Consider the following 11,673-nt stretch of genomic DNA (forward strand, 5'->3'; position numbering starts at 1 on the left):
ATATTATTCCCGACGGTTATTAATATTGATTTTTTAATCACTCCACAAACGTAAGACAAAAAAAAACCGGAGGCCCAGACCTCCGGTTTTGCAACCATCGTTTTTAAATTCAGTTATGCAACATCTTCGTACTGCGGAACCGGGTTGCGGAAGCTTTTGGTCACACAGGCCAGGTAGATCAGACCGATACCGGCCCAGATCAGGCCCAGAACCATAGAGCTCTCTTCCAGGTTCACCCACAGTGCGCCAACGGTCAGCGCGCCACAGATTGGCAGGAACAGGTACTGGAAGTGATCTTTCAGCGTCTTATTACGCTTCTCACGGATCCAGAACTGAGAGATAACGGACAGGTTCACGAAGGTGAACGCCACCAGCGCACCAAAGTTAATCAGCGCCGTTGCCATCACCAGGTCGAAGTTAATCGCCAGCAGCGCAATCGCGCCAACCAGGATGATGTTCATCGCCGGGGTACGCCAGGTTGGATGCACATAGCCGAAGAAGCTTTTCGGGAACACGCCATCACGACCCATCACGTACATCAGACGCGCCACACCCGCATGCGCCGCCATACCGGAAGCCAGCACGGTAATGGTGGAGAAGATCAGCGCGCCAACCTGGAAGGCTTTACCCGCCACGTACAGCATGATTTCAGGCTGTGAGGCGTCCGGATCTTTGAAGCGAGAGATATCCGGGAAGTAGAGCTGCAGGAAATAGGTGGAGAAGATAAAGATCAGGCCACCAATCAGCGCCGTCAGGAAGATTGCACGCGGAATCACACGCTCAGCGTCTTTGGTTTCTTCAGACAGGTTGCTGATACCGTCAAAGCCGGTAAAGGAGAAGCACAGAATCGTGGCCCCGGTAATCATAGGGATCACGTGCGCATCACCCGACCAGAACGGACGGTTGCTTGCCAGCGTACCGGCACCTTCGCCGTGCGCCACGCCATAAATCACCATACCCAGGATCACGGCAATCAGTACCACCTGGAACACCACGATCACGGTGTTAAAGTTGGCGACAGATTTGATGCTGCGCAGGTTAAAGGCGGTCATAAAGGCAACCAGTGCAATCACGAATACCCATGACGGTATCGACGGCACCAGCGCTTCGAAATAGATTTTTGCCAGCAGAATGTTGATCATCGGCGCGAACAGATAATCGAGCAGCGAAGACCAACCCACCATAAAGCCAACGGTCGGGCTGATGGATTTCTGGGCATAAGTGTAGGCAGAGCCCGCCGAAGGATAACGGCGCACCAGCTTACCGTAGCTCAGCGCGGTGAACAGAATCGCCACCAGAGCGAAGGCATAAGCTGTTGGCACGTGACCATCGGTCATGCCAGATACGATACCGAACGTATCAAACAGCGTCATCGGCTGCATATAGGCCAGGCCCATCATAACAACCGGAATAAGCGTAAGCGTTTTACGTAATTCCACGCGAGAGGTGTTTGGAGTAACGTTATGCGACACGGTCAGTCTCCATTACGGCGATGGCCGGCGCAAAATTGAAAAATTGCCCCATTTTTTTTCTGTTTCCTCAGCGACAACGACTGTCGTTTTTTAAGTAAGTATCTATCCGGTACGAAGCCCGGCCTCTTTAATTTGATGGTTGTTTTGATGTAAAAAAAATAACCGACGCGGCAAGCACGTCGGTTAATCTCAATTTTTTACATTCGACATATTTTGCCCCAAACGGTAGCAAAAAGACAAGCCGCTGAGAGCATAATCAGCACGTCTTCTCGTCTAAACGACTGATAATTCAGCAACTCCCGAATCATAAATCTCATCAATAGCACTATTTGCTAAAACAGAGGCGATTATTCCATCGGCATACGTAACGGGTCAGGATACTGATACTCAAAGCCGAGCTCGCGGCAAATGAGATTACCGTCGATGATTTTGCCTTTTCCATTACCGCTGTCGCTAAAGCTCGGAACCGCTAACCCCAGCTCACGCGCCATTTGCGGATAGAAAATACCGCGAGCGGGATGCAACGGCGCACAAATGTTATAGATGTGTCCACCCTTCGGCGCCTGTAATAAAAGCGTAATAGCAGAGACAACATCTTCCAGATGGACGAGATTCACGCCGTGCTGCCCATCCGGCGCGGATTTGCCCGCGAAGAAACGTCCCGGATGCCGATCCGGCCCCACCAGCCCCGCCAGACGCAGAATATCCACCGACGTCCCCGGCAATTGATGAAGCCAGTCTTCCAGCTCTTTTAATACTCTGCCGCTAGCGGTAACCGGTTCACGCGGTGTGCTCTCTTTTACCAGCCCTTCTTCTTTACCGTAGACCGAAGTGGAGCTGGTAAAGATAATGCGCGGAATCTGGTGTGCCAGCGCGGAGTCCACAATCTCCTGCACCGCCTGATGATAGAAATCTTCGCCCGGGCCGCTACGGCGCGCGGGGAGCGTAATGACCAGCGCGTCAACATTCATTAAGGCATCAAGGTCATCAGCCTCACAGACCAGCTGCGGATCGAGCCGCAACGGATAGCTATCAATCCCGCACATCCGTGCGGCTTCCACGCCATCCTCTGTCGTTTTACTGCCCGTTACCTGCCAGCCGCGCGCCATCAACGACAGCGCCAGCGGCATACCCAGCCACCCTAAACCGACAATTGCCACCTTCTTCATTGCGCTATCTCCTGGTTCATCCTGCACTCCTCTCATAAGGCTACGCCACAGCGAGAAAACTGACAATTTATAGTGGTAACATGAATTGATTTAATGAATGAAAAAAGCGCTTGCGCTCAACGACAAAAGTGGTTTAGGTTAAAAGACATCAAGTGAATAGTCATTCAACGAGAAATTTATGAGCCGCGTTCAATTTAAACACCACCATCATCACCATCATCCTGACTAGTCTTTCAGGCGATGTGTGCTGGGAGACATTCAGATCTTCCAGTGGTGCATGAACGCAAGAGAGCCCCCGGAAGATCATCTTCCGGGGGCTTTTTTTTGAACCAAATTCAGCAGGGTAATGAGGAATACAGAATGTTAGATAACAGCCGTTTACGCATAGCTATTCAGAAATCAGGCCGCCTGAGCGATGATTCACGCGAATTACTGGCCCGTTGTGGTATCAAAATCAATCTCCACACCCAGCGCCTGATCGCGATGGCGGAGAACATGCCGATCGATATCCTGCGCGTTCGCGATGACGATATTCCGGGGCTGATTATGGATGGCGTGGTCGATCTCGGCATTATCGGTGAAAACGTTCTGGAAGAAGAGCTGCTGAGCCGCCGCGCACAAGGCGAAGACCCGCGCTACTTTACCCTGCGTCGTCTGGACTTCGGCGGCTGCCGTCTGTCGCTGGCGACCCCGGCGGATGAAGCCTGGAACGGCCCGGCTGCGCTCGACGGCAAACGTATTGCCACCTCTTACCCGCACCTGCTCAAACGTTATCTCGACCAGAAAGGCATCAGCTTTAAATCCTGCCTGCTGAACGGCTCTGTTGAAGTGGCCCCGCGTGCCGGTCTGGCCGACGCCATCTGCGACCTGGTATCAACCGGCGCGACGCTGGAAGCCAACGGCCTGCGTGAAGTAGAAGTGATGTTCCGCTCTAAAGCCTGCCTGATTCAACGCGACGGCGAGATGAGCGACGCCAAGCAGCAGTTGATTGACCGTCTGTTAACCCGTATTCAGGGCGTGATTCAGGCGCGCGAATCGAAATACATCATGATGCACGCGCCAACCGAACGCCTGGAAGAAGTGATTGCCCTGCTGCCTGGCGCCGAGCGCCCAACCATTCTGCCGCTGGCAGGCGACCAGCAGCGCGTGGCGATGCACATGGTCAGCAGCGAAACCCTGTTCTGGGAAACCATGGAAAAACTGAAGTCCCTGGGTGCCAGCTCGATTCTGGTACTGCCGATTGAGAAGATGATGGAGTAAGCGCCATGAGCTTCAATACCCTGATTGACTGGAACCGCTGTAGCCCCGAAGAACAACAGGCGCTGTTAATGCGCCCGGCCATTTCCGCTTCCGACAGCATCACCCGTACGGTGGCCGAAATTCTGGAAAACGTTAAAAATAACGGCGATAAAGCGCTGCGTGAATACAGCGCGAAGTTTGATAAAACCGAGGTTGGCGCGCTGCGCGTGACTGAGGAAGAAATTCAGCAGGCCGCAGGCCGTCTGAGCGACGAACTGAAGCAGGCGATGCAGGCTGCGGTGCGCAACATCGATACCTTCCACACCGCGCAGATTCTGCCGCCGGTGGATATCGAAACTCAACCGGGCGTACGCTGCCAGCAGGTCACCCGCCCGATCGCCTCCGTGGGGCTTTATATTCCGGGTGGTTCAGCGCCGCTGTTCTCCACCGTATTAATGCTGGCCACCCCGGCACGCATCGCCGGCTGTAAAAAAGTGGTGCTGTGCTCGCCGCCGCCGATTGCCGATGAGATTCTGTATGCGGCGCAGCTGTGCGGCGTCAAAGAGGTATTTAACGTCGGCGGCGCGCAGGCCATTGCCGCGCTGGCGCTGGGCACCGAGTCTATTCCGAAGGTGGATAAAATCTTCGGGCCAGGCAATGCGTACGTCACAGAAGCGAAACGCCAGGTCAGCCAGCGTCTCGACGGCGCGGCCATCGACATGCCAGCAGGCCCGTCTGAAGTACTGGTCATCGCCGATAGCGGCGCCACGCCGGACTTTGTCGCCTCCGACCTGCTCTCTCAGGCCGAGCACGGCCCGGACTCACAGGTGATTCTGCTGACGCCAGACGCGAAACTTGCCGAAGGCGTGGCCGAGGCCGTAGAACGCCAGCTTGCCGAGCTGTCCCGCGCCGATACCGCGCGTCAGGCCCTCTCTGCCAGCCGCCTGATTGTGGCCAACGATCTGGCGCAGTGCGTGGCGATCTCCAACGCCTACGGCCCGGAACACCTGATTATTCAGACCCGCAACGCGCGTGAACTGGTTGATGAGATCACCAGCGCCGGTTCGGTATTCCTCGGCGACTGGTCGCCGGAATCGGCTGGCGACTACGCCTCCGGCACCAACCACGTGCTGCCGACCTACGGTTACACATCCACCTGTTCCAGCCTGGGACTGGCGGATTTCCAGAAACGGATGACCGTTCAGGAATTATCCCGTGACGGGTTCTCGGCCATTGCCGCCACCATTGAAACGCTGGCCGCCGCCGAGCTGCTGACCGCCCACAAAAATGCCGTTACCCTGCGCGTGAACGCCCTGAAGGAGCAAGCATGAGCATTGAACAGTTAGCCCGCGACAACGTTCGCGCCCTGACCCCGTATCAGTCGGCGCGCCGCCTTGGCGGTAAAGGCGACGTCTGGCTGAACGCCAACGAATATCCGACGGCGGTGCCGTTCGAACTCAGCCAGCAAACGCTGAACCGCTACCCGGAATGCCAGCCAAAAGCGGTGATTGAAAACTACGCTGCCTATGCGGGCGTGAAACCGGAACAGGTACTGGTTAGCCGCGGCGCGGATGAAGGCATTGAACTGCTGGTACGCGCGTTTTGCGAACCGGGCCGCGATGCGGTGCTGTTCTGCCCGCCGACCTACGGTATGTACAGCGTCAGCGCTGAGACCATCGGCGTCGAATGCCGCACCGTGCCGACCAAAGCCGACTGGCAGCTGGATCTGCCGGCGATTGCTGACAGTCTGGCCAACGTGAAAGTGGTTTACGTATGCAGCCCGAACAACCCAACCGGGCAGATTATCAACCCGCAGGATTTCCGTACGCTGCTGGAGATGACCCGTGACAAAGCGCTGGTTGTCGCCGATGAGGCCTATATTGAGTTCTGCCCGCAGGCCACGCTGGCCGGCTGGCTGGCCGAGTACCCGCATCTGGTAATTCTGCGCACGCTGTCCAAAGCCTTTGCGCTAGCGGGGCTGCGCTGCGGATTTACGCTGGCGAATGAAGAGGTGATCGCGCTATTAATGAAGGTGATTGCGCCGTACCCGCTCTCGACCCCGGTTGCCGATATTGCGGCCCAGGCGCTTAGCGCGCAGGGAATCGCCGCCATGCGCGAACGCGTCGCGCAAATCCTCAATGAACGTCAGTACCTGGTGGATGCGCTGCGCACCATCGACTGCGTCGAGCAGGTATTTGATTCCGAGACCAACTACGTACTGGCTCGTATTAAAGCCTCAAGCAGCGTATTTAAATCTTTATGGGATCAAGGCATTATCTTACGTGACCAGAATAAACAACCTTCTTTAAGCGGCTGTTTGCGCATCACTATCGGCACTCGTGCAGAGAGTCAGCGCGTGATTGACGCTTTGAAAGCGGAGACCGTATGACCCAGAAGTTTCTCTTTATCGATCGCGATGGCACCCTGATTTCCGAACCGCCGAGCGACTATCAGGTAGACCGTTTCGATAAACTGGCCTTCGAGCCGGACGCCATTCCCGAACTGCTGAAGCTGCAAAAAGCGGGTTTTAAGCTGGTGATGATCACCAACCAGGACGGGCTGGGCACCGACAGCTTCCCGCAGGCGGATTTCGACGGCCCGCACAACCTGATGATGCAGATCTTTACCTCGCAGGGCGTGGTGTTTGACGATGTGCTCATTTGCCCGCACCTGCCCGCCGACAACTGCGAATGCCGCAAGCCGAAAACGCAGATGGTCACCGCCTGGCTGGCGGATGGTGTGATGGACGCTGCCAACAGCTACGTGATTGGCGACCGCGCCACCGACGTCGAACTGGCCAACAATATGGGCATCACCGGCCTGCGCTACAACCGCGAAACGCTTAACTGGGCGGCGATTGGCGAGCAGTTGACCTGCCGCGACCGCTACGCCCACATTGAGCGCAACACCCGCGAAACGCAGATTGATGTCGAAGTGTGGCTGGATCGCGAAGGCGGCAGCAAAATTAACACCGGCGTTGGTTTCTTCGACCACATGCTGGACCAGATCGCCACCCACGGCGGTTTCCGTATGAACATTACGGTGAAAGGCGACCTCTATATTGACGATCACCACACGGTGGAAGATACCGGCCTGGCGCTGGGCGAAGCGCTGAAAGTCGCGCTGGGCGATAAGCGCGGCATTAACCGTTTCGGCTTCGTGCTGCCGATGGACGAATGCCTGGCCCGCTGTGCGCTGGATATTTCCGGCCGTCCGCACCTCGAATACAAAGCCGAGTTTACCTATCAGCGCGTAGGCGACCTGAGCACCGAGATGATCGAGCACTTCTTCCGCTCGCTCTCGTATGCCATGGGCGTCACCCTGCACCTGAAAACCAAAGGCAAAAACGATCACCACCGTGTGGAGAGCCTGTTTAAAGTCTTTGGCCGCACGCTGCGCCAGGCGATCCGCGTGGACGGCAATGCCCTTCCCTCCTCAAAAGGAGTGCTGTGATGAATGTGGTTGTCCTTGATACCGGCTGCGCCAACCTCAATTCGGTGAAAGCGGCGATTGCCCGTCACGGCTACGAGCCGGTGGTTAGTCGTGACCCGGATGTGGTGCTGCGCGCTGACAAACTGTTTCTGCCGGGCGTGGGCACCGCGCAGGCGGCGATGGTTCAGATTCACGAGCGCGACCTGGTCGAGCTGATTAAAGCCTGCACCCAGCCGGTGCTGGGCATCTGCCTCGGCATGCAGCTGCTGGGACGCCGCAGTGAAGAAACAAACGGCGTCGACCTGCTGGGAATTATTGACCAGGACGTGCCGAAAATGACCGACCACGGCTTACCGCTGCCACACATGGGCTGGAACCGCGTCTATCCGAAGGCGGGCGACCGTCTGTTCCGCGGCATTGAGGACGGCGCGTATTTTTACTTCGTTCACAGCTACGCGATGCCGGTCAATGAATACACCATCGCGCAATGCCACTACGGTGAAGCGTTTACCGCCGCAGTACAGAAAGATAACTTTTACGGCGTGCAGTTTCACCCCGAACGCTCCGGCGCTGCAGGCGCACAGCTGCTGAAAAACTTCCTGGAGATGTAATGATCATTCCGGCTTTAGATTTGATTAACGGCACCGTGGTCCGCCTGCATCAGGGTGATTACGGACAGCAGCGCGACTACGGCACCGATCCGCTTCCCCGTTTACAGGACTACGCGGCTCAGGGTGCCGAAGTGCTGCACCTGGTTGATTTAACCGGCGCGAAAGACCCGGCACAGCGCCAGATTCCGCTGCTGAAAACCCTGGTCGCCGGCGTGAACGTGCCGGTACAGGTTGGCGGCGGCGTGCGCACCGAAGATGACGTCGCGGCACTGCTGGACGCGGGTGTGGCGCGCGTGGTGGTCGGCTCAACGGCGGTGAAATCGCCGGAAGTGGTGAAAGGCTGGTTCCAGCGCTTTGGCGCTGAGCATCTGGTGCTAGCGCTGGACGTGCGCATCGATGATAACGGCGCCAAACAGGTGGCGGTGAGCGGCTGGCAGGAGAACTCTGGCGTCACGCTGGAAGAGCTGGTTGAGACCTATCTGCCCGTGGGGCTTCAGCACGTGCTGTGCACCGATATTTCCCGCGACGGCACGCTGGCAGGCTCCAACGTTTCGCTGTATGAAGAGGTCTGCGCCCGCTATCCGCAGGTGGCGTTCCAGTCCTCCGGCGGCATTGGCGATCTTAACGATATCGCCGCCCTATGCGGCACCGGCGTGCGCGGCGTGATTGTCGGCCGCGCGCTGCTGGAAGGTAAATTCAACGTAACGGAGGCCATCCAATGCTGGCAAAACGGATAATTCCTTGTCTTGATGTGCGTGATGGTCAGGTTGTTAAGGGCGTGCAGTTCCGCAATCACGAGATCATCGGCGATATCGTCCCGCTGGCCAAACGCTACGCTGACGAAGGCGCGGATGAACTGGTGTTCTACGATATCACCGCCTCCAGCGATGGCCGCGTGGTTGATAAAAGCTGGGTTTCCCGTGTTGCCGAAGTGATTGATATTCCGTTCTGCGTAGCGGGCGGCATTAAGTCCATTGACGATGCGGCGCGCATTCTCTCCTTCGGTGCCGATAAAATTTCCATCAACTCCCCGGCGTTAGCCGACCCGGAGCTGATCACCCGTCTGGCGGACCGCTTCGGCGTGCAGTGCATCGTGGTGGGTATTGATACCTGGTATGACGCTGACACCGGCAAATATCACGTCAATCAATACACCGGCGATGAAAGCCGCACCCGCGTGACCCAATGGGAAACGCTGGACTGGGTGCAGGAAGTGCAGAAACGCGGCGCGGGCGAGATCGTCCTCAATATGATGAACCAGGACGGCGTGCGTAACGGCTACGACCTGGAGCAGTTGAAAAAAGTGCGCGACGTTTGCCGCGTACCGCTGATCGCCTCTGGTGGTGCGGGGACCATGGAACACTTCCTCGAAGCGTTCCGTGATGCCGATGTTGACGGCGCGCTGGCAGCCTCGGTATTCCACAAACAGATTATTAATATTGGTGAACTAAAAGCGTACCTGGCAACGCAGGGCGTGGAGATTCGGGTATGTTAACTGAACAACTGGACTGGCAAAAAACCGACGGACTGATGCCCGCCGTTATCCAACACGCGGTATCCGGTGAAGTGCTGATGCTGGGCTATATGAACGAGGAAGCGCTGGCCAAAACGCAGGAAACGGGCAAAGTGACCTTTTTCTCGCGCACCAAACAGCGCCTGTGGACCAAGGGTGAAACCTCCGGCCACTTCCTCAATGTGGTAAGCATCGCACCAGACTGCGACAACGACACCCTATTGATCCTGGTCAATCCGATTGGCCCGACCTGCCATAAAGGCACCTCAAGCTGCTTCGGCGACACCAGCCACCAGTGGCTGTTCCTGTATCAGCTTGAGCAGCTGCTGGCCGAGCGTAAAAACGCTGACCCGGCAAGTTCGTACACCGCTAAGCTGTACGCCAGCGGCACCAAGCGTATCGCGCAGAAAGTGGGTGAAGAAGGCGTGGAAACCGCGCTGGCCGCCACGGTGCACGATAAGTTTGAGCTGAAGAATGAGGCGTCGGATTTGATGTATCACCTGCTGGTGCTATTGCAGGATCAGGAGCTGGATTTGACGGCGGTGATTGAGAATTTGCGGGAACGGCATAAGTAACGGATAAATTTAAGCCCGGCGATAACACCGGGCTTTATTATTGCTGCACGAACCTGTCAATCATTACCAAACAGATCGCGGGTATACACCTTCTCTTTCACATCAGCCAATTCTTCCGCCATCCGGTTAGAAATGATGACATCCGCTTCTTGCTTAAATGCATCCAAATCGCGTACAACGCGGGAATTAAAGAATTCATCTTCTTTCATCGCAGGTTCATACACAATCACTGGAATGCCTTTCGCTTTGATTCGTTTCATAATCCCTTGAATCGAAGATGCGCGGAAATTGTCGGATCCTGACTTCATGACGAGGCGATATACCCCAACCACTTTAGGTTTGCGACCCAGGATGGAATCGGCAATAAAATCCTTGCGGGTACGGTTAGCGTCAACAATCGCACCGACGATGTTATTTGGCACAGACGCATAATTTGCCAGCAGTTGTTTAGTATCTTTCGGGAGGCAATATCCACCATAACCAAAAGATGGATTGTTATAGTGATTACCGATGCGCGGGTCCAGGCACACACCTTCAATAATCTGGCGGGAGTTCAGGCCCAGGCTTTCCGCATAGCTATCCAGCTCGTTGAAATAAGCCACGCGCATCGCGAGGTAGGTGTTCGCAAATAGCTTGATAGCTTCGGCTTCGGTCGAGTCGGTGAACAGCGTCGGGATATCCTTCTTCACTGCCCCTTCCTGCAGCAGCGCGGCAAAACGCTCGGCGCGCTCAGAACGTTCGCCGATGACGATACGCGACGGATGCAGGTTGTCGTACAGCGCACGGCCTTCGCGCAGGAATTCCGGTGAGAAGAAAATATTGTCGATACCCAGTTTTTCTTTAATCGAATTGGTAAAGCCTACCGGAATGGTAGATTTGATAACCATCACCGCGTTGGGGTTGATTTCAACGACGTCACGGATAACAGACTCAACGCTGGACGTATTGAAATAGTTCGTTTTGGGATCGTAATCGGTCGGGGTGGCGATGATCACATAGTCTGCATCGCGATAAGCATCGCGTTTATCAGTGGTCGCACGGAAATTCAGCGGTTTGGTCGCCAGATACTCTTCGATCTCTTTGTCGACGATCGGCGACTGTTTCTGATTCAGCATGTCGACCTTGGCCTGAACGATATCCAGGGCCACCACTTCGTGGTGCTGGGCGATCAGAATGCCGTTCGACAGGCCGACGTAACCTGTTCCTGAGATAGTTATTTTCATCAATGATTGCTTCTATACGTTGATTTGTAATAACGATAAAATATTTATTAGCTGATAAGCTTAATATGTATACACTTTAAAAAAAAAACGTCAATGATACATTGAATTACATTTTGTTTTTAAGATTAAACTCATCAACACTTTGTAAAAAACACTGCAAAGTTACAAGTTTCAAGTTTAATGCCGTGTCCACTTCTTAAATAGAATAGAGAACATAAACCCTAAAAACATGCCTATCTGAATAACTGTACAAGCCACTGAAAAATGGAGATATCTGAAATCAGCAGCTGGGGCAATAAATACATGAGGCATTGCAAATGAAAAGACAAGAAGACCAAGAGTAATATTAAAATATCTTAAAGCACTTGGCAAAACTTTGGTTAAAAGGGTCAATAAAAATGCCATGGCCAAATAAACCCATGGGAAATATAAATAAGGG

General features: G+C 55.0%; 12 protein-coding genes, 1 pseudogene and 1 other annotated feature. Of the genes and pseudogenes, 9 read left to right on the forward strand and 4 right to left on the reverse strand.

Features of this window, described 5'->3' with window-relative positions; genetic code table 11:
- Window positions 1–113: 113 nt before the first annotated feature.
- Together plaP and NNN71_RS20515 are read right to left on the reverse strand one after the other, a co-directional pair.
- A complete protein-coding gene (gene plaP / locus NNN71_RS20510; protein ID WP_001575875.1) occupies window positions 114–1,472 on the reverse strand; it encodes a putrescine/proton symporter PlaP in 1,359 nt (452 codons plus the stop codon).
- Window positions 1,473–1,819: 347 nt separating this feature from the next.
- The gene (locus NNN71_RS20515) at window positions 1,820–2,641 is read right to left on the reverse strand and encodes an SDR family oxidoreductase (RefSeq protein WP_115203819.1); all 822 of its coding nucleotides are present in this window, start codon (window positions 2,639–2,641) and stop codon (window positions 1,820–1,822) included.
- A gap of 178 nt (window positions 2,642–2,819) precedes the next feature.
- Here NNN71_RS20515 and hisL point away from each other — a divergent pair, with 178 nt between their 5' ends.
- The 9 genes from hisL to hisIE all read left to right on the forward strand — a co-directional run bounded on the left by hisL (window position 2,820) and on the right by hisIE (window position 10,011).
- Window positions 2,820–2,870 (forward strand): his operon leader peptide, encoded by a 51-nt coding sequence (gene hisL / locus NNN71_RS20520; protein WP_071594744.1) that lies wholly within the window; start codon window positions 2,820–2,822, stop codon window positions 2,868–2,870.
- Window positions 2,846–2,967 (forward strand) — a sequence feature (His leader region). It overlaps the preceding gene by 25 nt.
- A 34-nt stretch (window positions 2,968–3,001) precedes the next feature.
- A complete protein-coding gene (hisG, locus tag NNN71_RS20525) occupies window positions 3,002–3,901 on the forward strand; it encodes an ATP phosphoribosyltransferase (protein ID WP_001575878.1) in 900 nt (299 codons plus the stop codon).
- 5 nt (window positions 3,902–3,906) lie between these two features.
- Window positions 3,907–5,211 (forward strand): histidinol dehydrogenase, encoded by a 1,305-nt coding sequence (gene hisD, locus NNN71_RS20530; protein ID WP_167575491.1) that lies wholly within the window; start codon window positions 3,907–3,909, stop codon window positions 5,209–5,211.
- The gene (gene hisC / locus NNN71_RS20535) at window positions 5,208–6,269 is read left to right on the forward strand and encodes a histidinol-phosphate transaminase (RefSeq protein WP_171890393.1); all 1,062 of its coding nucleotides are present in this window, start codon (window positions 5,208–5,210) and stop codon (window positions 6,267–6,269) included. Before hisD ends, hisC begins: the two co-directional genes overlap by 4 nt.
- Window positions 6,266–7,333 (forward strand): bifunctional histidinol-phosphatase/imidazoleglycerol-phosphate dehydratase HisB, encoded by a 1,068-nt coding sequence (gene hisB, locus NNN71_RS20540; protein ID WP_271459228.1) that lies wholly within the window; start codon window positions 6,266–6,268, stop codon window positions 7,331–7,333. Before hisC ends, hisB begins: the two co-directional genes overlap by 4 nt.
- The gene (hisH, locus tag NNN71_RS20545) at window positions 7,333–7,923 is read left to right on the forward strand and encodes an imidazole glycerol phosphate synthase subunit HisH (RefSeq protein WP_271459229.1); all 591 of its coding nucleotides are present in this window, start codon (window positions 7,333–7,335) and stop codon (window positions 7,921–7,923) included. The genes hisB and hisH overlap by 1 nt, the downstream gene beginning before the upstream one ends.
- Window positions 7,923–8,660 carry a 1-(5-phosphoribosyl)-5-[(5-phosphoribosylamino)methylideneamino]imidazole-4-carboxamide isomerase gene (gene hisA / locus NNN71_RS20550; protein WP_271459230.1) on the forward strand — a complete coding sequence of 246 codons (738 nt, stop codon included), beginning with the start codon at window positions 7,923–7,925 and terminating at the stop codon, window positions 8,658–8,660. The genes hisH and hisA overlap by 1 nt, the downstream gene beginning before the upstream one ends.
- Window positions 8,642–9,418 (forward strand): imidazole glycerol phosphate synthase subunit HisF, encoded by a 777-nt coding sequence (gene hisF, locus NNN71_RS20555; RefSeq protein WP_001575887.1) that lies wholly within the window; start codon window positions 8,642–8,644, stop codon window positions 9,416–9,418. Before hisA ends, hisF begins: the two co-directional genes overlap by 19 nt.
- Window positions 9,412–10,011, forward strand: a complete 600-nt coding sequence (gene hisIE / locus NNN71_RS20560) for a bifunctional phosphoribosyl-AMP cyclohydrolase/phosphoribosyl-ATP diphosphatase HisIE (RefSeq protein ID WP_271459231.1) — start codon at window positions 9,412–9,414, stop codon at window positions 10,009–10,011. The genes hisF and hisIE overlap by 7 nt, the downstream gene beginning before the upstream one ends.
- A gap of 56 nt (window positions 10,012–10,067) precedes the next feature.
- Here hisIE and ugd read toward each other — a convergent pair whose 3' ends face one another.
- A complete protein-coding gene (ugd, locus tag NNN71_RS20565; RefSeq protein WP_271459232.1) occupies window positions 10,068–11,234 on the reverse strand; it encodes a UDP-glucose 6-dehydrogenase in 1,167 nt (388 codons plus the stop codon).
- A 177-nt stretch (window positions 11,235–11,411) separates the two neighbouring features.
- Window positions 11,412–11,673, reverse strand: a pseudogene (locus tag NNN71_RS20570) (hypothetical protein); the annotation flags it as partial.

Origin of the sequence: Kluyvera sp. Awk 3 (assembly GCF_028069715.1) — a bacterium.
Taxonomy (GTDB): domain Bacteria; phylum Pseudomonadota; class Gammaproteobacteria; order Enterobacterales; family Enterobacteriaceae; genus Kluyvera; species Kluyvera georgiana_A.

Bases quoted from the DNA above. Each gene is read 5' to 3' on its own strand.
- ugd (WP_271459232.1), bottom strand. From the start codon at position 11,234: ATGAAAATAACTATCTCAGGAACAGGTTACGTCGGCCTGTCGAACGGC.
- hisH (WP_271459229.1), top strand. From the start codon at position 7,333: ATGAATGTGGTTGTCCTTGATACCGGCTGCGCCAACCTCAATTCGGTG.
- NNN71_RS20515 (WP_115203819.1), bottom strand. From the start codon at position 2,641: ATGAAGAAGGTGGCAATTGTCGGTTTAGGGTGGCTGGGTATGCCGCTG.
- hisG (WP_001575878.1), top strand. From the start codon at position 3,002: ATGTTAGATAACAGCCGTTTACGCATAGCTATTCAGAAATCAGGCCGC.
- hisF (WP_001575887.1), top strand. From the start codon at position 8,642: ATGCTGGCAAAACGGATAATTCCTTGTCTTGATGTGCGTGATGGTCAG.
- hisIE (WP_271459231.1), top strand. From the start codon at position 9,412: ATGTTAACTGAACAACTGGACTGGCAAAAAACCGACGGACTGATGCCC.
- hisC (WP_171890393.1), top strand. From the start codon at position 5,208: ATGAGCATTGAACAGTTAGCCCGCGACAACGTTCGCGCCCTGACCCCG.
- hisB (WP_271459228.1), top strand. From the start codon at position 6,266: ATGACCCAGAAGTTTCTCTTTATCGATCGCGATGGCACCCTGATTTCC.
- hisA (WP_271459230.1), top strand. From the start codon at position 7,923: ATGATCATTCCGGCTTTAGATTTGATTAACGGCACCGTGGTCCGCCTG.
- hisD (WP_167575491.1), top strand. From the start codon at position 3,907: ATGAGCTTCAATACCCTGATTGACTGGAACCGCTGTAGCCCCGAAGAA.